At 65.3% G+C, this 22,579-nt stretch carries 24 protein-coding genes; 15 read left to right on the forward strand and 9 right to left on the reverse strand.

What is annotated here, in order from left to right; translation table 11 throughout:
- Positions 1-69: 69 nt before the first annotated feature.
- The 3 genes from I6F17_RS36130 (at position 70) to I6F17_RS36140 (ending at position 2,865) form a co-directional block, all read left to right on the forward strand.
- On the forward strand, positions 70-762 hold the full coding sequence (locus I6F17_RS36130; protein WP_036045658.1) for a glutathione S-transferase family protein: 693 nt from the start codon (positions 70-72) through the stop codon (positions 760-762).
- Positions 711-1,886 (forward strand): tRNA epoxyqueuosine(34) reductase QueG, encoded by a 1,176-nt coding sequence (gene queG, locus I6F17_RS36135; RefSeq protein ID WP_225131686.1) that lies wholly within the window; start codon positions 711-713, stop codon positions 1,884-1,886. The genes I6F17_RS36130 and queG overlap by 52 nt, the downstream gene beginning before the upstream one ends.
- A 181-nt stretch (positions 1,887-2,067) precedes the next feature.
- Positions 2,068-2,865, forward strand: coding sequence for an acyl-CoA thioesterase domain-containing protein (locus I6F17_RS36140; RefSeq protein ID WP_225131685.1), 798 nt, complete (start codon positions 2,068-2,070; stop codon positions 2,863-2,865).
- A gap of 121 nt (positions 2,866-2,986) precedes the next feature.
- Here the strand turns inward: I6F17_RS36140 and I6F17_RS36145 are convergent, their stop codons facing one another.
- Both I6F17_RS36145 and I6F17_RS36150 read right to left on the reverse strand, forming a co-directional pair.
- Positions 2,987-3,454 carry a nuclear transport factor 2 family protein gene (locus I6F17_RS36145; RefSeq protein ID WP_225131684.1) on the reverse strand — a complete coding sequence of 156 codons (468 nt, stop codon included), beginning with the start codon at positions 3,452-3,454 and terminating at the stop codon, positions 2,987-2,989.
- Between the two features lie 142 nt (positions 3,455-3,596).
- Positions 3,597-4,385 carry an alpha/beta hydrolase gene (locus tag I6F17_RS36150; RefSeq protein WP_225131683.1) on the reverse strand — a complete coding sequence of 263 codons (789 nt, stop codon included), beginning with the start codon at positions 4,383-4,385 and terminating at the stop codon, positions 3,597-3,599.
- 251 nt (positions 4,386-4,636) lie between these two features.
- On the opposite strand from I6F17_RS36150, the gene infC reads away from it, so the two are divergent.
- Positions 4,637-5,176, forward strand: a complete 540-nt coding sequence (gene infC, locus I6F17_RS36155; protein WP_074447655.1) for a translation initiation factor IF-3 — start codon at positions 4,637-4,639, stop codon at positions 5,174-5,176.
- A 67-nt stretch (positions 5,177-5,243) separates the two neighbouring features.
- On the opposite strand, the gene I6F17_RS36160 is transcribed toward infC, so the two are convergent.
- Positions 5,244-5,639 (reverse strand): hypothetical protein, encoded by a 396-nt coding sequence (locus I6F17_RS36160; protein WP_225131682.1) that lies wholly within the window; start codon positions 5,637-5,639, stop codon positions 5,244-5,246.
- 275 nt (positions 5,640-5,914) lie between these two features.
- Here I6F17_RS36160 and rpmI point away from each other — a divergent pair, with 275 nt between their 5' ends.
- The gene (gene rpmI, locus I6F17_RS36165; protein ID WP_008539890.1) at positions 5,915-6,115 is read left to right on the forward strand and encodes a 50S ribosomal protein L35; all 201 of its coding nucleotides are present in this window, start codon (positions 5,915-5,917) and stop codon (positions 6,113-6,115) included.
- A gap of 80 nt (positions 6,116-6,195) precedes the next feature.
- Positions 6,196-6,555 (forward strand): 50S ribosomal protein L20, encoded by a 360-nt coding sequence (rplT, locus tag I6F17_RS36170; protein WP_027550107.1) that lies wholly within the window; start codon positions 6,196-6,198, stop codon positions 6,553-6,555.
- 36 nt (positions 6,556-6,591) lie between these two features.
- On the opposite strand, the gene I6F17_RS36175 is transcribed toward rplT, so the two are convergent.
- Entirely contained in the window at positions 6,592-6,915 is a 324-nt protein-coding gene (locus I6F17_RS36175) for a hypothetical protein (protein ID WP_225131681.1), read from the reverse strand.
- A gap of 253 nt (positions 6,916-7,168) precedes the next feature.
- On the opposite strand from I6F17_RS36175, the gene pheS reads away from it, so the two are divergent.
- Genes pheS through I6F17_RS36190 form a run of 3 tightly spaced genes read left to right on the forward strand, consistent with a single transcriptional unit; the run spans position 7,169 to position 11,423 of the window.
- Positions 7,169-8,251, forward strand: a complete 1,083-nt coding sequence (gene pheS, locus I6F17_RS36180) for a phenylalanine--tRNA ligase subunit alpha (protein WP_225131680.1) — start codon at positions 7,169-7,171, stop codon at positions 8,249-8,251.
- On the forward strand, positions 8,248-10,656 hold the full coding sequence (gene pheT, locus I6F17_RS36185; RefSeq protein ID WP_225131679.1) for a phenylalanine--tRNA ligase subunit beta: 2,409 nt from the start codon (positions 8,248-8,250) through the stop codon (positions 10,654-10,656). The genes pheS and pheT overlap by 4 nt, the downstream gene beginning before the upstream one ends.
- Complete coding sequence (locus tag I6F17_RS36190) at positions 10,653-11,423, forward strand: sulfite exporter TauE/SafE family protein (protein WP_225131678.1); 771 nt, start codon at positions 10,653-10,655, stop codon at positions 11,421-11,423. The genes pheT and I6F17_RS36190 overlap by 4 nt, the downstream gene beginning before the upstream one ends.
- A gap of 191 nt (positions 11,424-11,614) precedes the next feature.
- On the opposite strand, the gene I6F17_RS36195 is transcribed toward I6F17_RS36190, so the two are convergent.
- The gene (locus tag I6F17_RS36195; RefSeq protein WP_225131677.1) at positions 11,615-13,003 is read right to left on the reverse strand and encodes an NAD(P)/FAD-dependent oxidoreductase; all 1,389 of its coding nucleotides are present in this window, start codon (positions 13,001-13,003) and stop codon (positions 11,615-11,617) included.
- 189 nt (positions 13,004-13,192) lie between these two features.
- Between I6F17_RS36195 and I6F17_RS36200 the strand changes: the two genes are divergently transcribed.
- Entirely contained in the window at positions 13,193-14,158 is a 966-nt protein-coding gene (locus I6F17_RS36200) for a YiiX/YebB-like N1pC/P60 family cysteine hydrolase (protein WP_036045695.1), read from the forward strand.
- A 153-nt stretch (positions 14,159-14,311) separates the two neighbouring features.
- On the opposite strand, the gene I6F17_RS36205 is transcribed toward I6F17_RS36200, so the two are convergent.
- Positions 14,312-14,587 (reverse strand): metal-sensitive transcriptional regulator, encoded by a 276-nt coding sequence (locus I6F17_RS36205; protein WP_036046092.1) that lies wholly within the window; start codon positions 14,585-14,587, stop codon positions 14,312-14,314.
- A gap of 62 nt (positions 14,588-14,649) precedes the next feature.
- Between I6F17_RS36205 and I6F17_RS36210 the strand changes: the two genes are divergently transcribed.
- The 3 genes from I6F17_RS36210 (at position 14,650) to I6F17_RS36220 (ending at position 18,462) form a co-directional block, all read left to right on the forward strand.
- On the forward strand, positions 14,650-17,112 hold the full coding sequence (locus I6F17_RS36210) for a heavy metal translocating P-type ATPase (RefSeq protein ID WP_225131699.1): 2,463 nt from the start codon (positions 14,650-14,652) through the stop codon (positions 17,110-17,112).
- 57 nt (positions 17,113-17,169) lie between these two features.
- Complete coding sequence (gene nikR / locus I6F17_RS36215) at positions 17,170-17,616, forward strand: nickel-responsive transcriptional regulator NikR (RefSeq protein WP_225131676.1); 447 nt, start codon at positions 17,170-17,172, stop codon at positions 17,614-17,616.
- A gap of 105 nt (positions 17,617-17,721) precedes the next feature.
- Positions 17,722-18,462 carry a sulfate transporter family protein gene (locus tag I6F17_RS36220; protein WP_225131675.1) on the forward strand — a complete coding sequence of 247 codons (741 nt, stop codon included), beginning with the start codon at positions 17,722-17,724 and terminating at the stop codon, positions 18,460-18,462.
- 22 nt (positions 18,463-18,484) lie between these two features.
- On the opposite strand, the gene nth is transcribed toward I6F17_RS36220, so the two are convergent.
- Complete coding sequence (gene nth / locus I6F17_RS36225; RefSeq protein ID WP_036046081.1) at positions 18,485-19,237, reverse strand: endonuclease III; 753 nt, start codon at positions 19,235-19,237, stop codon at positions 18,485-18,487.
- A 22-nt stretch (positions 19,238-19,259) separates the two neighbouring features.
- Here nth and I6F17_RS36230 point away from each other — a divergent pair, with 22 nt between their 5' ends.
- Positions 19,260-19,793 carry a DUF2244 domain-containing protein gene (locus I6F17_RS36230; protein WP_036046079.1) on the forward strand — a complete coding sequence of 178 codons (534 nt, stop codon included), beginning with the start codon at positions 19,260-19,262 and terminating at the stop codon, positions 19,791-19,793.
- Between the two features lie 54 nt (positions 19,794-19,847).
- Positions 19,848-20,744 (forward strand): bifunctional helix-turn-helix domain-containing protein/methylated-DNA--[protein]-cysteine S-methyltransferase, encoded by an 897-nt coding sequence (locus tag I6F17_RS36235; protein WP_036024351.1) that lies wholly within the window; start codon positions 19,848-19,850, stop codon positions 20,742-20,744.
- Between the two features lie 135 nt (positions 20,745-20,879).
- Here I6F17_RS36235 and I6F17_RS36240 read toward each other — a convergent pair whose 3' ends face one another.
- Together I6F17_RS36240 and dapB are read right to left on the reverse strand one after the other, a co-directional pair.
- Complete coding sequence (locus I6F17_RS36240; protein WP_036003261.1) at positions 20,880-21,503, reverse strand: 2,3-bisphosphoglycerate-dependent phosphoglycerate mutase; 624 nt, start codon at positions 21,501-21,503, stop codon at positions 20,880-20,882.
- Positions 21,504-21,529: 26 nt separating this feature from the next.
- The gene (gene dapB / locus I6F17_RS36245; protein WP_225131674.1) at positions 21,530-22,345 is read right to left on the reverse strand and encodes a 4-hydroxy-tetrahydrodipicolinate reductase; all 816 of its coding nucleotides are present in this window, start codon (positions 22,343-22,345) and stop codon (positions 21,530-21,532) included.
- Between the last annotated feature and the right edge of the window lie 234 nt (positions 22,346-22,579).

Here is a 22,579-nt window from a genome sequence, read left to right on the forward strand (position 1 = left end):
TGAAGGACTAGTGTGGCGCCGCACAAACATTGATGGATTCTTAAGCACCATCACATAGTCAAAGGCTTCATGTTTACGCTGTTTCATCATCCGTTCTGTCCGCATTCGCGCTTCATTCGCCTGATCGCGGGTGAATACGGGCTCGACCTGAAGCTGATCGAAGAGCGCAGCTGGGAGCGGCGCGAGGCGTTTCTGCTGCTCAATGCAGCGGGCACCACGCCCGTGCTGGTGGACGACGAGCAGCCGCCGATTCCGGGCGCGGCGATCATCGCCGAATATGTCGATGAGGCCTATGGCGCCGGGATGGGCCCCAAGCGCCTGATGCCGGAGACGCTTGCCGAGCGTATCGAGGTGCGCCGGCTGATGGCCTGGTTCAACGAAAAGTTCTTCGAGGAGGTCTCGCATCCACTCGTCACCGAGCGCATCTACAAGCGCTTCATGAGCGAGGAGAACGGCGGCGGGCCGCCTTCGGCCGACGTGATGCGCGCAGCGAAGGCCAATGTGCGCTATCATCTGGCCTATATCGGCTGGCTGGCGCAGACCCGCAACTTCCTCGCCGGCGACCGGCTCACCTACGCGGATCTCGCCGCCGCGGCGCATCTTTCGGCGATCGACTATCTGGGCGACGTGCCATGGAGCGAGGACGACGCAGCAAAGGCGTGGTACGCGCGGGTGAAATCCCGCCCGTCGTTCCGTCCGCTGCTCAGCGAATGGCTGGCCGGCGTGCCGGCCTCGCGGACCTATGTGGACCTGGATTTCTGAGCTGCGACCCGACTGAACTGAAGGCGGCGCTGGCGCGCGAAGCGCACGCGCTCGGCTTCGACTGCATCGGCGTCACCGCGCCGGGCTCGATCGATGCAGCCGGACAACACTTCCTCGAATTCATCGCCTCGGGCGGCCATGGCGACATGGATTGGCTTGCGAACCAGCCGGAGCGCCGCGTCGACCCGCGCGGGCTGTGGGCCGACGTGCGCAGCGTGATCATGCTCGGCGTCAATTACGGTCCCGATTCCGATCCGCTCGCGACCCTGAAGCAGCGCGCGCGCGCGGCGATCTCGGTCTATGCGCAAGGCGACGACTATCATGACCTGATCAAAAAGCGGCTGAAGGCGCTGGCGCGCTGGCTGGTCGCGACCGCGCCGAGCGAGGTGAAGGTGTTCGTCGACACAGCGGCAGTGATGGAGAAGCCCTTGGCGCAGGCCGCGCATCTGGGCTGGCAGGGCAAGCACACCAATCTCGTCTCGCGCGAGTTCGGCTCGTGGCTGTTTCTCGGGGCGATCTACACCACGCTGCAGCTGCCACGCGACGAACCCGAGATCGATCATTGCGGCTCGTGCCGGGCCTGCCTCGACATCTGCCCGACCGCGGCGTTTCTAGCGCCCTACAAGCTAGATGCGCGGCGCTGCATCTCGTATCTGACCATCGAGAACAAGGGCCCGATCCCGCACGAGTTTCGCAAGAGCATCGGCAACCGCATCTATGGCTGCGATGATTGCCTTGCCGCCTGCCCCTGGAACAAGTTTGCGCAAGAGGGGCGTGAGGCAAAACTCGCCGCGCGCGACGAGTTGCGCGCGCCCTCGCTCGCTGAGCTGGCACGGCTGGACGACGCGGCATTCCGTGCGCTGTTCACGAAATCGCCGGTGAAGCGCATCGGCCGCGACCGGTTCGTGCGCAATGTGCTGATTGCGATCGGCAACTCAGGCGAGGTGGCGCTGGCTGAGGCGGCGCGGCGATTGTTGGATGACGCAAGTCCGCTGGTGCGCGGCGCGGCGGTGTGGGCGCTCGGGCAATTGCTGGCGCGGGAAGAGTTTGAGGCAATGAAGGGTGCTGCGATCAGTAACGAGCACGACGAGAGTGTGCGCAAGGAGTGGCGCGCCGCTTCCTAGCTCACCGTAGTCATTCCCCGCGAAGGCGGGGAATCCAGTACGCCGCGGCCTATCGATTCAATCACAACTGCCGCGGAGTACTGGATCGCCCGGTCAAGCCGGGCGATGACACTCGTGTTGTGGCTGGCACATGCTCTCACCACCCTTGATTTCCCCGCCCATTCCCGCAATCTCGCGCGTCATGACAAGCATGCCTTTCTTCACCCGCGACGGTGATACATTCCATCCGACGGAAGTCGCCAATGGTCCATGGGATCCGAAATCGCTGCACGGACGCGTCATCGTCGGCCTGCTCGGCTTCGTCATCGAGGAGCGCCATTGCGGACCGGAATTCGTGCCGGCGCGGCTCACGGTCGACATGTTCCGGCTGCCGACCATCGACAAGCCGATCGAGGTGACGACGCGGCTGGTGCGCGACGGCATGCGCATCCGCGTGTTGGAAGCGGAGTTCTTTTCCGGTGGGGTCAGCATGGCGCGCGCCTCGTGCCAGCTGCTGCGCAAGACGCAAAATGCCGATGGCAATGTCTGGTCGCCGCCGAACTGGGACGCGCCGAAGCCGGCCGAGATCCCCAAGCCGACCGATCCCAGGCTCGGCATGAACGGCAAATGGGCGACACGCCCGATCGCCGGCCATATGGGCTCGCTCGGCCCGCGCAGATTGTGGATGAGCGAGGTGCGTGAGCTCGTCGCGGGCACCCCGATGACGCCGTTCGTCCGCGTCGCCACCGGCGCCGATTTTGCCAGCCCGTTTGCGAACGCCGGCGACCAGGGGCTCGGCTACATCAACAGCGACGTCACGATCTATCTGCACCGCCTGCCCGTGACAGAGTGGATCGGCTTCGAGGTGGTGAACCACCACGCCATCGACGGCGTCGCGATCGGCGAATGCTGGCTCTATGACGAACAGGGCCCGATCGGCACCGCGACCGTGGCCGCGCTGGCGCAGCGCAAGCCGATGGTGAATCCGTCGAAGCGGTAGGGACTTTTCCACCTGTCATTCCGGGGCACGCGAAGCGTGAGCCCGGAATCCATACTCCCGATGGTGGTTATGGATTCCGGGCTCGTGCTTCGTACGCCCCGGAATGACGAGGAGGATGCAGCTACCCCAAATGCCGCTGCATCTCCGGCCGCGCCTTCAACTCGGCACCCTGCTTGGCTACGATCTTCGCGATCCGCGCCGGTGCGAAGTTCAAATCGACGAACGCCGGCGCGGTGTTGGCGACCTCGTGATAGCTCGCGATCCTGCCGCCCTTCAGCGTCATGATCGCAACGCCCTCGAACATCGCCCGCGCGCCGTTCGCTTCCGGCAGGGTTGATTTGTAGCTGAACGTGTAGCGCGCATAGAGCGTGGTGCCGTCGGTGACGGGATCATGCATGTCCCAGCGGAAATCGGTCGCGGTGCGGTAGAACCAGTCGTCGATCATCGCGGCGATCTTCGCGCGGCCGGAAAAGACACCGTAGAAAACATCGTGATAGACACCGTCCTCGGTAAACAGCTCGGCGAAGGCTTTGCCGTTGCGCTGCTCGACCGCGTCGCAGAAGGCGCGCAGCATGGCGGTGGTCGTCATTGGCGTTGCCCTCCCGTTCTCGTCATGCCCCGCGAAGGCGGGGCATCCAGTACACCGCGGCTTCTCGGTTCAAGCACAGCTGCCTCTGGAATACTGGATCGTCCGCCTTCGCGGACGATGACACTGAGCATTTGGCAACACTTCACCCGATCTCAGCCACCGCCGCAAGAAGGCGCGCGATGTCCTGCGGGCGGGAGAGGCGGTGATCGCCGTCCTGAATCATGGTCAGCACGACGTCGTCGGCCGGCAGGCGATGGGTCAGCGCAAACGCGTGCTGCCAGGGCACATCAGGGTCTTTCGCGCCTTGCAGGATGCGGACGGGGCAGCCGAGATCGATGGCGCTGCCGAGCACGAGGTGGTTGCGTCCCTCCTCGATCAGGTTCCGCGTGATCGGATAGGGCGAGCCGTCGCCATATTCCGACGGGCGCAGCCAGAAGCCCTTGGTCTCGATCTCCTTCTTCACCGCGGGCGAAAAATTCTTCCACATCAGCTCTTCGGTGAAATCGGGCGCCGGCGCGATCAGCACGAGCCCTGCAAGCGACGCTTTGCCGGCACGCTTCTTGATCTCGCGGGCGAGCAGCAGCGCCATCCAGCCGCCCATCGACGAGCCGATCAGGATTTGCGGGCCGTCGCAGAAGCGTTCGAACACCGCAACACTATCCTCGAGCCAGCTGCCGATGGTCCCAATGGCGAAATCGCCGCTGGATTCGCCGTGGCCGGAATAATCGAACCGGACGATTGCGCGTCCGTGCTCGTGGGCCCAGGCATCCAGCGCCACGGCCTTGCCGCCCTGCATGTCCGACTTGAATCCGCCCAGCCAGACCAGGCCGGGGCCTTTTCCGGGACGGCGGCGCACCGCGATCCTGCGTGCGGACGGCCCCTCGCCCACCTCGATGAACTCAAGTACGGCATCGGGAATTGCATCGGTCATGGAACGTTTACTCTGGCTGTGCGGTTTGAGCTGTCCGGACCTGTTCCGAAAGCACGACCGGCATCGCTATTGGTCCTTTGGGACGCTTGCGGAACAGACGCAAGGTGTCTATGTCGGTCAGCGTGCCGAGGGCCGTGACCAAAATGCCTCGCATTTGAGGGTTTTTCGCGCCTCGCACCAGCGACTTGCTTGCCGGCAAACGCATCTTCCTTCAAAATAGCCGCTTCTTTCACAACTTTGGAGAACCACCCATTCGCCGTCCTAATAAAGCTCCGCCCGCTGCCAGCAAAGACGGGCCGCGCATCAATGATGATATCCGCAATGCGCAGATCCAGCTGATCGACCAGACCGGTGACAACAAAGGTACGGTCGAGACCGTCGTCGCCATCCGCATGGCGCAGGAAGTCGGGATGGATCTGGTCGAGATTTCGCCGAATACCAGCCCTCCCGTCTGCAAGATCATGGACTACGGGAAGTATAAGTATTCCGCTCAGAAGAAAGCCGCGGAAGCCCGCAAACGGCAGAAGACCGTCGAGATCAAGGAGATCAAGCTCCGTCCGATGATCGACGACCACGATTACGACGTGAAGATGCGCGCGATGCAGCGCTTCTTCGAAGAGGGCGACAAGGTCAAGATCACGCTGCGCTATCGCGGCCGCGAAATGGCGCACCAGGAGATCGGCACCAAGCTGCTCGACAAGATCAAGACCGACGTGGCCGAGCTCGCCAAGGTCGAGCAGGACGCGCGGTTCGAAGGTCGCCAGGTGGTGATGGTGCTGGCGCCGCGCTGACGCGCAACGCTTTAGGACCTCAAGAATTCAACGGCCCGTCCGGATCCCCGGCGGGCCGTTTTGTGTGTCAGGTCCTCGTCGCCCGCCAGGTTCCGCTGCACTGGTCGCCTGAGATAATTCCCTTCCACGATCCGGCGCCGTTCACGCCGGCGAGCCGGCCGCCGCCACTGGCGTGGGACGCGCCGACCGAGACCTGCACGGCGACAGCGCCGGAGCGCTTGACCCGGCCCGAGACCCGGCCGCCGCCGGCGGAGGAGACGCGGGTGCCGGTCACGGTGAAGGGAACGCTGTAACCCGAGCTGCAATTGCCGCGGGTGGTGGCGAAGGTGACGTTCCAGATGCCGTCATAGCCGCCGGCGCGGGCGTCAGCCGCCTGTGGCAGCGCAGCCGCGGCGAGCACGGCGAACAGCGCCAGAGGGCGCGAGCGGGTGAATGCAATCAGAAGTTGCGGGAAATGAGCCATTTTGGACCTGCTTCAGGCGAGAAGGCTTGGACATGAGGGGTGGCAACCTCCAATAGTCGGCGGGCCGGTTTCGGCGGTTCATCGTTGCCAATTGGCCTGTCCTCTGTCATAAGCCCAGCCTTCATCGCCCGGCTGATTTACGGGCTGCCGTGGCGATGTCTCGTGCGGGTTTCGCGCTCGTTCGCAAAACTTGAGCACAATCAACGCTCTAACGAGCATTTTTGACGGTCCAGCCGCCTTCGCGGGCGGATCTCTGTGGCCATTAGGAGAGCCAAATGCCCAAGCTGAAGACCAAATCGGGCGCCAAAAAGCGCTTCAAGGTGACTGCCACCGGCAAAGTGATGCACGCCCAGCGCGGCAAGCGTCACGGCATGATCAAGCGGACGAAGAAGCAGATCCGTCAGCTCCGCGGCACCCGCGTGCTGTTCAAGACCGACGGCGACAACGTCAAGAAGTACTTCTTGCCGAACGCCTGATCGCGTCCACGATCATTGCCACCTCTGCCGCGCATCCCGCGGCGATCCGATAACCAAAGTCATCTCTGAAGGATTTCGTCATGTCTCGCGTCAAACGCGGTGTGACCGCCCACGCCAAGCACAAGAAAGTCTACAAGGCCGCCAAGGGCTTCTATGGCCGCCGCAAGAACACCATCCGCGCCGCCAAGCCGGCCGTGGAAAAGGCCCAGCAATACGCCTTCCGCGACCGCAAGCGTCGCAAGCGCACCTTCCGCGCGCTCTGGATCCAGCGCCTCAACGCCGCGGTCCGTCCGTTCGGCCTGACCTACAGCCGATTTATCGACGGCCTTGCCAAGTCGGGCATCACCGTGGACCGCAAGGTGCTGTCGGATCTCGCGATCCGCGAGCCCGCCGCGTTCCAGGCGATCGCCGAGAAGGCCAAAGCCGCCCTTGCGGCGTAAGCCGGTCAAGGCCGCGCTGGCTGCCTGAGGCTTGCGCTAGCGGGCCTTCTGGCCCGCAGCCTTCAGCGCGCGCTGCGAGTGGCGCCGGGCGACCTCTGCCCGGCAAAAAGCTGCGAACGAGACATACATGGTGCCGGACTTGTTCCGGTACTTCTGGTCGCAGACGCGCATCTCGCGTTTGTAAGCCTGCTGCTGCGCCGTGTTGAGGCCGGGCATGAAGTCCGCCTCGCATTTCCTTTCGACGGCGGCGCCAAGCTCGACATCGCCGCTTGCGCCCGATTGGCAGTCCCGAAACACCTTCATCGCGCCTTCGCAACTGGTCTGCTTGTTGATCGTGTCGACGACCTCATCCGACGTCATGGACGTTTCCATGCAGATCATGGCGCGAGCAGGGGTGCCAACGCCCGACAGAACGACAGCCAGAACGGCAAGACAAACAGCAAGGCAGGGCCTCGAAGGCATCGCAAAGATCTCCTCGTCTCCCCGTTGGTGCCGCCTCCCCGCGCAGGGTTCAACCCAGCCGGCCATGTGCCCGAAATGACCGGCTTTTTGCTTGACGTTACGGCCTTCGGGCGGCGACAACCCAGCCGAATTCAGAGCCAAGGATTTGACTGTGTCCGACCTCGCAACGCTCGAAACATCCATCCTCGACCAGATCGCCGCCGCCGGCGATGAAGCCGCCCTGGAGGCGGTGCGCGTCGCGGCCCTCGGCAAGAAGGGTTCGATCTCGGCGCTGCTTGCCACGCTCGGCAAGATGTCGCCGGAGGAACGCAAGACGCAAGGCGCCGCGATCAACCTCGCCAAGGACAAGGTCACGCAGGCGCTCGCAGTCCGGCGCGACGTGCTGAAGTCGGCGGCGCTCGATGCGCGGCTGGCGTCCGAGACCGTCGACGTCACCCTGCCGCTGCGCGATGCGCCGGCTGAGGCCGGCCGCATCCATCCGCTGAGCCAGGTCTGGGACGAGCTCACCACCATCTTCGCCGACATGGGCTTCTCGGTCGCCGAAGGCCCCGACATCGAGACCGACGACTACAATTTCACCAAGCTGAATTTCCCGGAAGGCCATCCGGCGCGCGAGATGCACGACACGTTCTTCTTCCATCCGAAGCAGGACGGCTCGCGCATGCTGCTGCGGACCCACACCTCGCCGGTGCAGGTGCGCACCATGCTGAGCCAGAAGCCGCCGATCCGCGTGATCTGCCCGGGCCGCACCTATCGCATCGATTCGGACGCGACCCACACGCCGCAATTCCACCAGGTCGAGGGCCTCGTCATCGACAAGAGCTCGCATCTCGGCCACCTCAAATGGATCCTGCACGAGTTCTGCAAGGCATTCTTCGAAGTCGATCACATCAACATGCGCTTCCGCCCGTCGTTCTTCCCGTTCACCGAGCCGTCGCTGGAAGTCGACATCCAGTGCCGCCGCGACAAGGGCGAGATCCGCTTCGGCGAGGGCGAAGATTGGCTCGAGATCCTCGGCTGCGGCATGGTGCATCCCAACGTGCTGCGCGCCTGCGGCATCGATCCCGACGAGTACCAGGGTTTTGCCTGGGGCATGGGCATCGACCGCATCGCCATGCTGAAATACGGCATCGCCGATCTGCGCCAGCTGTTCGACAGCGACGTCCGCTGGCTGGGCCATTACGGCTTCAAGCCGCTCGAAGTACCAACGCTTGCCGGAGGGCTGAGCTCGTGAAATTCACCCTCTCCTGGCTGAAGGACCATCTCGAGACCGACGAGCCGCTCGAAAAGCTCGCCGAGAAGCTCACCATGATCGGGCTCGAGGTCGAGAACATCGAGGACAAGGCGAAGGCGCTGAAGCCGTTCACCATTGCGAAGGTGATCTCGGCCGAGCAGCATCCGAATGCGGATCGGCTGCGGGTCTGCATGGTCGACACCGGCGACGGTAGTGCGCCGGTGCAAGTGGTGTGCGGCGCGCCGAACGCGCGCGCCGGGCTCGTCAGCGTGTTCTCGCCGCCCGGCACCTACATTCCCGGCAAGGATATCACGCTCGGTGTCGGCACCATCCGCGGCGTCGAGAGCCGCGGCATGCTGTGCTCGGCGGCCGAGCTGCAGATCTCCAATGATCATGACGGCATCATGGAATTGCCGGCGGACGCGCCAATCGGTGCTGCCTATGCCGAATGGGCCGGGCTCGGCGATCCCGTGCTCGAGATCAATCTGACGCCGAACCGGCAGGACTGCACCGGCGTGCACGGCATCGCGCGCGATCTCGCCGCCGCCGACATGGGCAAGTTCAAGGACCCCACGATCAAGCCGGTCAAGGGCGAATTCCCCTGCCCCGTGAAGGTCACGGTCGAGGATACCACGCTCTGCCCGGGCTTTGCGCTCCGTCTCGTGCGCGGGGTCAAGAACGGGCCGTCGCCGGAATGGCTGCAGAAGCGGCTGACCGCGATCGGGCTGCGTCCGATCAACGCGCTGGTCGACATCACCAACTTCGTGACCTACGACCGCGCGCGCCCGCTGCACGTGTTCGACGCCAGGAAGGTGAAGGGCAATCTCGTCGTGCGCCGCGCGCGCGAGGGCGAGAGCCTGCTGGCGCTCGACGGCCGCACCTACAATCTCGATCCCGCCATTTGCGTGATCGCGGACGAGCACGGCGTCGAATCGCTCGCCGGCATCATGGGCGGCGAAGCGTCGGGCTGCGACGAGAACACGACCGACGTGCTGATCGAATCGGCGCTGTGGAACGAGATCAACATCGCCCAGACCGGCCGCAAGCTCGGCATCAATTCGGACGCGCGCTACCGCTTCGAACGCGGCGTCGATCCGGCCTTCATGGTGCCCGGCATCGAGCTCGCGACCAAACTGGTGATGGAGCTGTGCGGCGGCGCGCCCTCTGAAACCGTCCTGGTCGGCAAGACCTTTGGCGACGACCGCCTGATCGAATTCCCGATCACCGAAGTCAAGCGCCTGTCTGGCATCGAGGTGCCGCAGGTCGAGATGAAGCGCATCCTGACCCATCTCGGCTTCATGATGGCGGGTCCCGGCCCGGTGGTGAAGGTCGCGGTGCCGTCCTGGCGCTCCGACGTGCACGGCAAGGCCGACATCGTCGAGGAGATCGTCCGCATTTTCGGCGTCGACAAGGTGCCGATGACGCCGTTCGAGCGCGGCGACGAGCCGCGCAAACCGGTGCTGACGCCGCTGCAGCTGCGCATCCGCCGCGCGCGGCGCGCGCTCGCCAGCCGCGGCATGGTCGAGGCCGTGACCTGGTCGTTCATCACCAAGCCTGCGGCCGAATTGTTCGGCGGCGGACAGCGCGAGCTCGAAGTGGCCAACCCGATCGCCGCGGATCTCTCCGACATGCGGCCGACCCTGCTGGCCGGCCTGATCGCGGCGGCGCAGGCCAATGCCGATCGCGGCTTCGGCGATGTCGCGCTGTTCGAGGTCGGCCAGGTGTTCAAAGGCGATCGCCCGCAGGACCAGTTCATGGCGGCGAGTGGCGTGCGCCGCGGCTTTGCTTCGTCCGAAGGGCTCGGCCGGCACTGGACCGGCTCGGCGCAGGCCGACGTGTTCGACGCCAAGGCCGATGCGCTGGCCGTGCTGGCGGCCGCAGGCGCGCCGATGCAGGCGCTGCAGATCGTGGCGGGTGGTCCCGGCTGGCTGCATCCGGGCCGCTCCGGTACGATCCAGATCGGACCGCAGAACGTGCTCGGATATTTCGGCGAAGTGCACCCCAGAGCGCTCGAGGCGCTCGGCGCCGACGGGCCGCTTGTCGTGTTTGAGGTGATCCTCGACCGCATCCCCGAGGCGAAGAAGAAGCCGACGCGCGCCAAGCCCTTGATCGAGCTCTCGGCCTTCCAGCCGGTGTCGCGTGACTTCGCTTTCATCGTCGACCGCGCCGTCAAGGCCGGCGACATCGTTCGCGCGGCGCAAGGCGTCGACAAGAAGCTGATCACTGGCGTCAATGTCTTCGATATCTACGAAGGCAAGGGCATCGATGACGGCAAGAAGTCGATCGCGATCGCGGTCACGCTGCAGCCGCGCGAGAAAACCCTGACCGATCAGGAGATCGAGGCGGTCGCCACGAAGATCGTGGCCGAGGTCACCAAGAAGACCGGCGGCACGTTGCGCGGATGAGTCCTGCTGACTTCCTTCCGAAGGACGTCAGCCTCACGGTTGCGGCGGCGCTCTGCGCCGTCGCTTTCGTTTCGGGCACAGCGCGCGGCTTCTCCGGCTTCGGTTCGGCGCTGATCTTCATGCCGCTGGCGAGCAGCATCGCGGCACCGCGGCTCGTTGCTGCCCTGCTTCTCGTCATCGATTTCGTCGCGGCCGTGCCGCTGCTGCCGGATGCGTGGCGAAAGGCTGATCGCAAGGCCACCGCGGTGATCGTGCTGGGCGCGCTGATCGGCGTCCCCATCGGCACTTATTTCCTCAGCGTACTCGAACCCGTCACCACGCGCTGGATCATTTCCTGCTTCGTTGCGGCGCTGTTGCTGCTGTTGCTGTCGGGCTGGCGCTATCGCGGCAAGGACCACGCTTGGCTATCGGTTGGCATCGGCGGCCTCTCCGGCTTCTGCAGCGGGCTCGCTCAGACCGGAGGCCCGCCGATCGTCGGCTACTGGCTCGGCCGCCCGATCGCGCCGATGGTCGCGCGCGCCAATATCGTGCTGTTCTTCGGCGCCTCGGATTTCTTCTCGATGATCAGCTACGCGGCGAGCGGCCTGATCAGCCGCGAATCGCTGGTGCTGTCGCTGATCGTCGGCCCGGTCTATGCGGTTGGCGTTGCGTTCGGCAGCTCATTGTTCGGCCGCGCCAGCGAGAAGGTGTTTCGCGGCATCTGCTATGCGCTGATTGCGATGGCGGTGATCTTTGGATTGCCGGTGCTGGATGGCGTGCTGCGGTAACATCTCCGCTGTCGTCCCGGGGCGTGCGTAGCGCGAGCCCGGGACCCATAACCCCGGGGAGTGGTTATGGGGCAAGGTGGCAACTCCGAGTCTTCGCCAAACCACTCCCTGTGAGTATGGGTCCCGAATCTGCGCTCCGCTTCGCTGCGCTGGTCCGGGACGACAGTGGAATTTATCGCGGCTTGATCGTCTTACTGCTTCGGCACGCGCCGCTTCTTCGTCGACTGGGTCGGCACGTCGGCCGGCTCCTCCTTCAGCGCGCCGATCTTGCGCAGGGCGGCGTCCGCGGCACGTTCGCCGCTCTCCCATGCACCGTCGACGGTGCCCCAGAGCGTCTCGTGCGTGGCTTCGCCGGCGAGGAACACATTGCCGATCGGCTCGGCCAGGGTCCTTCGCGACAGCTGGCCGCCGGGCGAGGCTGCCGACATCGCGCCCATGACGTAAGGCGAGGCGTTCCAGCGCGTGGCGCTGGTCTTCTGCACCACGGAAGCGGCCTCGCTGCCGAACAGCTTCGTGATCCATTCCCTGGCGAAAGCCACCATCGCCCTCTCGCCCTGCTCGGCGAGATCGCGGCCGAACGAGCCGCCGACATCGATCGAGCACAGCGAGGAGCCGCCGATATTGGCTAACATCAGCGCCGTGCGGGTTGAATTGCTTTGCTCGATCAGGATATCGTCGCGCGACAGGCCGAGCGGATTGCCCGGCAGCTGCAGCACGATGCGATCGTAGCTACCGAGGCTGAGCTTCGATGCCGCATCCAGCGTCCGCTTGGGAATGTCGGGCGCGAACTTGATCGCGCCCGATGTCAGCACATTGGTCGAGACCGTGACGATGGCGGCGCGCGCCGCGATCTTGCCGGCTTGCGTCTCGATGCTGACGTCGCGATTGCTCCAGGCGATGCGGCTCGCCGGCGTCGACAGCGCCACCGGCGCCTGCTCGGCGAGCCTAGCGATCAGTGTGCCCAAACCCTGGCGGCAGGCGATCGCCGCGTTGCGGTCCTGCGCGCGTCCCTTGTCGATGGCGGACAGCTCCTTGAGGTCCTTGCCGGCGAAGCTCGCACCCAGCATGAACTCGGCCGCGCCGGCCCAGTCGCCGAGATCCTTCGGCAGCACCGATGCGCAGGAGGTGTCGAGCTTGCCCCGTCCGGCCTCGTCGATGGCGCGGTTGGCGCGCACCAGGGCGGCCAGGAATTGCTCAGTCTCGCCCGCGCGCGCGTTGCGGCGGCCAATGCGCATCTTCTGGCCCGAGGGCGCCGGCAGCACGTCCAGCCCGGCACTGCGCGCCAGCCGGATCATCGGGTTGGTGTCGGGATTGTACATCCAGCGCGCGCCCCGGTCGAACGGCGTGTCGAAGGTGGTGCTGTCGGTGATGCAGCGGCCGCCGATTTGCGCGGCCGCCTCCACCACGATGACCTTGCGGCCCGTCGCGATGATGCGCCGCGCCGCGGCAATTCCCGCCGCCCCCGCGCCAATCACGACGATGTCAGCCTCGCGCGGCAGGGGCGCAGCCGATGCGCGCAGCACCGGCATCGCCGCAAGGGCCGCCGACGCCGAAAGAAAGCCGCGGCGCGTGATTGTCATGTCATGGTTTCCGGGGACTTGCGGCGAACGTGAACAGCCCGCGAACCTTGCCGTATCCGATGATGCGCAGCAACCAGGATGGTGAATCAACCATGCTTGATCTCACAGAGTGATGAACCGAATTGCAACACGTTTCGACCATGGTAGAGAAGGGAAAAAGACGGCCGGAAAAGGCCGTGGGGGGTTGAGATGGGGACGGTCCTGGATTCTGTCGGCAAGGTGATTGCCGCGTACCTCTCAAAGGAGGTGCCGGGCTATGAGCCGTTCACGCCGAGCGACCCCGAGCATCTGCGCGGCATCATCGAGCCCGGCGACGTGCTGCTGGTCGAGGGCAACAACCGCATCTCCGGCATCATCAAATACCTGACGCAGTCGACTTGGTCGCACGCCGCGCTCTATGTCGGTCCGATCGATGGGGCAGAGGAGCCCAATGGCGAGCCGCATGTTCTGATCGAGGCCAATATCGGCGAGGGCGTCACCTCGGCGCCGCTGTCGAAATATTTCCCCTATCATACCCGCGTCTGCCGTCCGGTCGGGCTGTCCTATGAGGATCGCACCACGGTGTGCCGCTATGCGATCAACCGCATCGGCTTCGGCTACGACACCAAGAACATCGTCGACCTCATGCGCTATCTGTTCCCGCTGCCGATACCGCAGCGCTGGCGCCGACGCATGATCGCGATCGGCTCGGGCGACCCGACCAAGATCATCTGCTCGGCCCTGATCGCGCAGGCCTTCGACGCCGTGCGCTACCCGATCCTGCCGAAGATCACCAAGGCCGGCAGCCGCGCCGCACGGCGCGAGATCCTGCACATCCGCGATTCCTCGCTCTACATGCCCCGCGACTTCGACATCTCGCCCTATTTCGAAGTCGTCAAACCCACCATCGTGCACGGGTTCGACTACACCGCCTTGCACTGGGCCGACAAGCAGAAGCCGCTCGAGGAGGTGGCGGGCTCATTCAGTGTGTTTCCAGAAGCGCTCGTGGCGCCGCCCCTCGTTCCTGAAGCGGCTGACAAAGCGACGTCGGTTGAAATTCCGGCTCAAGAAGTGAGCGCGCCGCCTGCGGGAACGAGCGCAACGTTCTCCGAGCACTTCGTGCAGCTGAGCGAGCTCGCGATGTATCGCGCGCGGGCGCGGGAGAAGACGGCTTAGGTTCGCACGATCTCGTACGGTGGGCAGAGGCGCGAGGCGCCGTGCCCACGTTCTTCCGCGATCACTGGCCGATAGTGGGCGCGCTCCGCTTTGCCCACCCTACGAGACTTCGCCACGAGCGCAGCGAAGCAATGACGGTGGAGAGCGCGCGCGCTACCGATCCGCCCGTCCGATCACCGCCATCAGCTCCGCGATCTTAGCGCGCTGGTCGGCCTTGTCGCCGCTCGTGATGGCGTGCTCGACGCAATGGGCGACGTGATCCTTCAAAACCTCTTCCTCGACCCGGCGCAACGCGGCGCGCACCGCCGCGATTTGCGTCACGATGTCGATGCAATAGCGGTCTTCCTCTACCATTTTCGAGAGACCACGAACCTGGCCCTCGATCCGGCCAAGACGTTTTCCGACGGATGCCTTGATGTCCTTGCGCATGTGGTCTATATACCCCTACCGGGTATGGGTTTCAAGAGCAGGCGCAAGGGCCGAACATGGCAATGAACAACAACGAGCACGAGCATCGTCACAGCGCGCAAACGCATTCCGGGTGCGGCTGTTCCACGAAAGCTGCAGCTCCGGCGGCCAAGCCTGAGGCGTCCTCATGCTGCGGCGGCCACGGCGGTCATGCCGGCCACGACCATCATCACGGCCATGATCACAGCGACGCCGCAAGCAAGGTCAAAGATCCCGTCTGCGGCATGATGGTCGATCCCGCGACCTCGAAGCATCGCATCACACATCGCGGCGAGACCTTCCATTTCTGCTCGGCCGGCTGCCGCACCAAGTTCGCCGCCGATCCCGCCAAGTATCTTGCCAAGGACAAGGCGCCCGAACCGGAGATGCCCGCGGGCACGATCTACACCTGTCCGATGCACCCGCAGATCCGCCAGGTCGGTCCGGGCACGTGCCCGATCTGCGGCATGGCGCTGGAGCCTGAGGTCGCAAGCCTTGAGACCGGCCCCAATCCCGAGCTCGCCGACATGACGCGGCGGTTCTGGATCGGCGGCGTGCTGTCGCTGCCGCCGATCGCGCTGGAGATGGGCGGCCATCTCGCAGGCCCCCACAGCTGGATAGATCCGATCCTGTCGAACTGGATCCAGCTCGTCTTTGCAACACCCGTGGTGCTGTGGGCCGGCTGGCCGTTCTTCGTCCGCGGCTGGCAATCGCTGCTGACGCGCAATCTCAACATGTTCACGCTGATCGCGATGGGCACGGGCGTTGCCTATGTCTACAGCGTGCTCGGCACGGTCACGCCGCAGATCTTCCCCGCCACCTTCCGCGGCCATGAGGGCGCGGTGGCGGTCTATTTCGAGGCGGCCGCCGTCATCACCGTCCTGGTGCTGCTCGGCCAGGTGCTGGAGCTGCGCGCCCGCGATGCGACCTCGGGCGCGATCAAGGCGCTGCTGCAGCTCGCGCCGAAGACCGCGCGCCGCGTCGACGCCGACGGCAGCGAGCACGAGGTCGAGATCGACACGCTGCACGCCGGCGATCGCCTGCGCGTCCGTCCCGGCGAGAAGGTGCCGGTCGACGGCATCATCCTCGAAGGCCGCTCGTCGCTCGATGAATCGCTGGTGACGGGCGAATCCATGCCGGTCACCAAGGAGGCTGGCGCAAAAGTCATCGCCGGCACGCTGAACCAGTCCGGCAGCTTCATCATGCGCGCCGACAAGGTCGGGCGCGAGACGCTGCTGTCGCAGATCGTGCAGATGGTCGCGGATGCGCAGCGCTCGCGCGCGCCGATCCAGCGCCTGGCCGATCAGGTCTCCGGCTGGTTCGTGCCGCTGGTGATCGTCATCGCCGTCGCGGCCTTTGCCGCCTGGGCTTGGTTCGGACCGGAGCCGCGGCTCGCCTTCGGCCTCGTCGCCGCGGTCAGCGTGCTGATCATCGCCTGCCCCTGTGCGCTGGGCCTGGCCACCCCGATGTCGATCATGGTCGGCGTCGGCCGCGGCGCGCAAGGCGGCGTGCTGATCAAGAACGCCGAAGCGCTGGAGCGGATGGAGAAGATCGACACGCTGGTGGTCGACAAGACCGGCACGCTGACCGAAGGCAAGCCCAAGGTGGTGACGATCGCGCCGGCGTCCGGCTTCGCGGAAGAAGACATCCTCCGGCTGGCGGCCACCGTCGAGCGCGCCAGCGAGCATCCGCTGGCCGACGCCATCGTGCGCGCGGCCAACGAAAAGCAGCTCACCCTCGGCCAGGTCGAGCAGTTCGACTCGCCGACGGGCAAGGGCGCGACGGGCAAGGTCGACGGCAAGACCATCGTGCTCGGCAATGCCAGATATCTGTCGTCGATCGGCGTCGACACCCATTCGCTCGCCGCCGAAGCCGAACGGCTGCGCGGCGACGGCGCCACCGTGATCAACATGGCCGTCGACGGCCGGCTTGCCGGCCTGTTCGCGATCGCCGATCCGGTCAAGGCCTCGACGCCGGAGGCGCTGAAGGCGCTCGCGGCGGAAGGCATCAAGGTGATCATGCTGACCGGAGACAACCGCACCACTGCCGAGGCCGTGGCGCGCCGGCTCGGCATCGCCGAGGTCGAGGCCGAAGTGCTGCCGGACCAGAAGAGCGCGGTAGTGACCAAGCTGCAGAAGGCAGGCCGCAGCGTCGCCATGGCCGGTGACGGCGTCAACGACGCGCCGGCACTGGCGGCGGCCGAGGTCGGCATCGCCATGGGCACCGGCACCGACGTTGCGATGGAGAGCGCCGGCGTGACGCTGCTCAAGGGCGACCTCGTCGGCATCGTCCGCGCGCGAAAACTGTCGCAGGCGACGATGAGCAACATCCGGCAGAACCTGTTCTTCGCCTTCATCTACAACGCCGCCGGGATTCCGATCGCCGCCGGCGTTCTCTATCCGGCGTTCGGTCTGCTGCTCTCCCCGATCATCGCCGCGGCGGCGATGGCGCTGTCCTCGGTCAGCGTGGTCGGCAACGCGCTGCGGCTGCGTGCGACGCGGCTGTGAGCGTCGCAGAATCCGTGTAAAACGGGTTCATTCGGCGACCTGCGCGGAGATGACTTGATGCAGCGGATTACGATCACGATCGAGGACGATCTGTTGGCGGAGATCGATGCCGCAGCCGAAGCACGCGGCTACCAGAACCGCTCCGAGATCATCCGCGACCTCGCGCGCGCCGGCCTGCAGCAGAGCGCCGAGGACACCGCGAAAACCGGCCAATGCGTCGCCGGCCTCGTCTACGTCTATGACCACGCGGCGCGCGATCTGTCGAAACGGCTGGTGCAGGAATTCCACGGCCACCACGACCTCGCGCTGGCGACGCTGCATGTCCACCTCGACGACAACAATTGCATGGAGATGACGGCGCTGCGCGGCGCAGCCTCCGAGGTCAGACATTTCGCCGACCACATCATCGCCGAACGCGGCGTGCGCTATGGCCGCGTGGTGATGATCCCGACGGGGGATGGCAAACCGGCGAAGGCGCGCAAGCACGGGCATAGACACGACTAGGCTGAATCTTACCCTCCCCCTCCAGGGCAGGGTAAGAAAGCCGCCCTTGCCGAAGCCGCATTGGGTGTCTACCTCTCGCGAGGTGTTTGTTTCAGAGGGTCCCCCATGCTGGATGCCGCCATTAAGGCGCTGTCGCAATTGATCTCGCCGCCGATGCGCTCGATCCTGTGGCGGTCGATCGGGCTCGCGTTGGTGCTGATCACCGTGCTGGCGATCGGCTTGCAGCGGCTGCTCAGCTGGTTTGCGACCTCCGGCGAGGTGTGGCTGGAAGGCCTGCTCGGGCCGGGCTGGCATTCTTCGATCGAGGTTCTCTCCTGGATCGTCTCGATCGCGACGGGTCTCGGCATCGTGTTCGGCGGCATCTTCCTGATGCCGGCGATCACCTCGCTGGTGGCGAGCCTGTTCGTCGACGACGTCGCCGACATCGTCGAGCGCGAGCATTATCCGGCCGAGCGGCCGGGCGCGGCACTGCCGTTCAGCCGGGCGATGCTCGAGGGCATCAAGACCGCGCTCGTGGCCATCCTGGTCTATCTCGCCGCTCTGCCGCTGGTGCTGTTCGCCGGCGCCGGTTTCCTGATCTTCTTCCTCGCCGCCGCCTGGCTGCTCGGCCGCGAATATTTCGAGCTCGCCGCGATGCGCTTCCGCCCGCCGGAGGAGGCCAAGGCGATGCGGCGCGACAATGCCGCGACCATCTTCACCGCCGGCCTGTTCATCGCCGCCTTCGTCTCGATCCCGATCGTCAATCTGGCGACGCCGATCTTCGGCATGGCCTTCATGGTCCACATGCACAAGCGCCTGTCGGGCCCGCGGCCCGAGCTGATCGAACCGGCGCGGCAGGTGCGATAGCGGCGCCCGGGGCGGCGCTGCCTCACACCGTCTTCTCCGGCCAGCGACAGAGATCGTTGATCAGGCAGACCTCGCAGCGCGGCTTGCGCGCGAGGCACGTATAGCGGCCGTGCAGGATCAGCCAATGATGCGCGTGCAGCATGAACTCGGCCGGGATCACCTTTTCCAGGCCAAGCTCGACCTCGAGCGGCGTCTTGCCGGGCGCTAGGCCCGTGCGATTGCCGACGCGGAAGACATGGGTGTCGACCGCCATGGTGTGCTCGCCGAAAGCCATGTTGAGCACGACATTTGCGGTCTTGCGGCCTGCGCCGGGCAACGACTCGATCTCCGTGCGCGTGCGCGGCACCTCGCCGCCGAATTCATTGAGCAGCTTGGCCGACAGCGCGATCACGTTCCTGGCCTTGGTGCGGTAGAGGCCGATCGTCTTGATGTAGTCGCGCAAGCGCTCCTCGCCGAGATCGAGCATCTTCTGCGGGGTGTCGGCAACCTCGAACAGCGCACGCGTCGCCTTGTTGACGCCGGCGTCGGTCGCCTGTGCCGACAGCACCACCGCGACGAGCAGCGTGAACGGGTTGACGTGCTCGAGCTCGCCCTTGGGCTCCGGATTGGCCTTGCGGAAGCGGCTGAAGACCTCGTGGACCTCGGCCGGCGTCCACGGCTTTGTGGCTTTGAGTGATTTCTTCGCGGGCGCTTTCGGCTTGGTCGCGACCGGTCTTGCCGTTTTCTTCGGCACCGCCGCTTTGCGCGGGACCGGCTTAAGGGTGATTTTCGCCATGATCGGGATATACTGATGGACGATGAGCACAGGCAACGAAATTGCGCGGACGCGATCCGAGAGCGAGGACGAGCCTCAGATCTTCTCCGCGCTGCTGACGCCGCACCGCTCGCTGAACCGCACCGGCTTTCTCGCCGTGATGCTGTTCCTGAGCGCCGTCGGCTTCGTCACGGGCCTTGCTTTCCTGATGATGGGCGCCTGGCCGGTGTTCGGCTTCTTCGGTCTCGACGTGCTGGTGATCTGGTGGGCCTTCAAGGTCAATTTTCGCGCCGCACGGGCCAGCGAGGAAATCGTGGTGACGCCGTCGGAATTGCGGGTGCGACGCGTCAGCCATCGTGGCCAGGTTGCCGAATGGACCTTCAATCCGCTCTGGGTCCGGCTCGACCAGGAGGTCGATGAGGAATACGGCATCGAGCACCTTTATCTGATCTCCCGCGGCCGCCGCCTGCTTATCGCGGGCTTTCTCGGGCCGGCAGAAAAGGCCAGCTTTTACAATGCCTTGGTGGGGGCTCTCAACGCCGCGCGGCGTGGCCCGACCTATCATCCGGCGACCTGAGCACAGTCGGAAATCGGGTGGTTTCGCGCCAGCGCCTCCCCTACATTTCCGGTCATGATGACCCTTGCGATACATGACCAGCGCCTGGCCAGGCCGGGCACCCAGAACGCCGCGTTGCGCGACTATGATTCGGTGCGGCGGGCGATCGCCTTCATCTCGGCGAACTGGCGCGCGCAACCGACCATCGAAGCGATGGCGGATGCCGCTGGCGTCACGCCGGATGAGCTGCACCATCTGTTCCGCCGCTGGGCTTCGATCACGCCGAAGGCTTTCATGCAGGCGCTCACCCTCGATCACGCCAAGAACCTGCTCAGGGATTCCGCCAGCATCCTTGACGCGGCGCTCGACTCCGGCCTGTCCGGGCCGGGCCGGCTGCACGATCTCTTCGTCACCCATGAAGCGATGTCGCCGGGCGAATGGAAGAACGGCGGTGCCGGCCTCACCCTGCGCTACGGCTTCCATTCCTCGCCGTTCGGCACAGCGATCGTGATCGCCACCGACCGCGGCCTGTCGGGCCTCGCCTTCGCCGATCACGGCGAGGAGAAGATCGCGCTCGCCGACATGACGCGGCGCTGGCCGAACGCCACCTATGTGGAAGATCATGAAGGCACCGCGCCGCTCGCGGCGCGCATCTTCGATCCAAAATTGTGGCGGCCGGATCAGCCGCTGCGCGTGGTGCTGATCGGCACCGATTTCGAAGTGCGGGTGTGGGAGACGCTCTTGAAGATTCCGATGGGCCGCGCAGTGTCCTATTCCGACATCGCCTGCAACATCAGGAATCCCAAGGCTTCACGCGCCGTCGGTGCCGCCGTCGGCAAGAACCCGGTCTCCTTCGTCGTGCCCTGCCACCGCGCACTCGGCAAGAGCGGCACGCTCACCGGCTATCATTGGGGCATCACCCGCAAGCAGGCGATGCTGGGCTGGGAGGCCGGGCAGCTGGGGCTGCAGTAGGCAAGATGCAGTAGGATTTCGTAGGGTGGGTTAGCGCAGCGTAATCCACCTCTCTGGTTTCCGCAGAACAGAAGTGGTGGGTTAGACGGCAGTCGCCGTCTAACCCACCCTACGGCACCGCGCTTGCGGCAAAGTCTACCCCGCCAGGTCCAGCTTCGAGGCCACGGTCGAATCCGCGTTGAGGCGGTAGATGATCGGCACGCCGGTGGCGAGCTCGCGCTTCAAAATGCCTTCGGGCGAGAGCTTCTCCAGCACCATGATCAGCGCGCGCAGCGAGTTGCCGTGGGCGGCAACCAGCGTGCGCTTGCCGTTGAGCACACCGGGCAGGATCTCCTGCACGTAGTACGGCAACGCGCGCGCGAGCGTGTCCTTCAGGCTTTCGCCGCCGGGCGGCGGCACGTCGTAGGAGCGGCGCCAGATCAGCACCTGCTCCTCGCCCCATTTCTTGCGGGCGTCGTCCTTGTTGAGACCGGAGAGATCACCGTAGTCGCGCTCGTTGAGCGCGAGGTCCTTCGAAGTCGGCAGACCCTCCTGGCCGAGCTCAGCGAGGATGAGATCGAGCGTGTGCTGCGCGCGCGTCAGCACCGAGGTGTAGGCGACGTCGAACACCAGGCCCTGTGCCTTCAGCTTGCGGCCGGCTTCTTTGGCTTCCTTCACGCCGAGCTCGGTGAGGTCAGGGTCCTTCCAGCCCGTGAACAGGTTTTTCAGATTCCATTCGCTCTGGCCGTGGCGCACGAGCACGAGAAGGCGTTCGCTCATTGACTGCTTTCCGTTGCTTGATTGGATCAGATATCGTCGAGGCCGAGCACGTCGGCCATGGTGTAGTGCCCCGGCTTCTTGCCGTGCGCCCACAGCGCCGCCTTGAGCGCACCATGGGCGAACAGCATGCGGTCCTCGGCCTGATGCGATAGCGTCAGGCGCTCGAACGGGCCGAGGAAGGTGACGCTGTGGTCGCCGGCCACGGTGCCGCCGCGCAAGGAGGCGAAACCGATATTGCCCGGCCGACGGGCGCCGGTGATGCCGTCACGGCCGCGTTCGGAATGGTCATCGAGAGTAACCCCGCGGCCGCTCGCTGCGGCCTGGCCCAGCATCAGCGCGGTGCCCGAAGGCGCATCGACCTTCATACGGTGATGGGTCTCGACGATCTCGATATCAAAACTCTGGTCGAGCGCCTTGGCAACGCGCTTGACCACGGCGGCGAGCAGATTGACGCCAAGACTCATATTGCCCGACTGCACCACCACGGCGCGATTGGTGACGCTCTTGATCACGGCATTGTCCGAGCCGGACAGGCCGGTCGTGCCGACGACGTGCACGAGGCCGCGCTCGGCGGCGATCGCGACATTGGCGATGGTCGCCGCAGGCACTGTGAAATCGAGGATGCCGTCGGCCTCCTTGCATATCGCCCAGAGATCGGCGGAGAGCTTGATGCCGTTGGCGGGCAGGCCGGCGAGCACGCCGGCATCCTTGCCGAGCAGTTCGGAGCCCGGCGCCTCCAGCGCGCCGGCCAGCACGGCGCCCTCGCTTTCAGCAATCGCCCGCACCAGCGCCCGGCCCATCCGGCCGCCGGCTCCCGCAACAATCAAGCGCATGTCGGACATGGTGTGATCCTCTTCGAGGCCGTTGTAGCGGGGGGAGGCAGTTCCGGCAACCGAGGCCCAAGAGGGCGATGCGTGCCTTTACCCTCCCCTGGAGGGGGAGGGTCGAACGCTGTCCAGACCGGATAGATGGGTAACACAGTAGACCGGATGGATGGGTAACAGTTCTCTATCGGCTGGGAGGATCAGCCGATGCCTTGGCGAGAGAGCTGTGCGATGGACCAGCGGATTAGCTTC

This window comes from Bradyrhizobium sp. NBAIM18 (assembly GCF_020193825.1).
GTDB lineage: Bacteria > Pseudomonadota > Alphaproteobacteria > Rhizobiales > Xanthobacteraceae > Bradyrhizobium > Bradyrhizobium yuanmingense.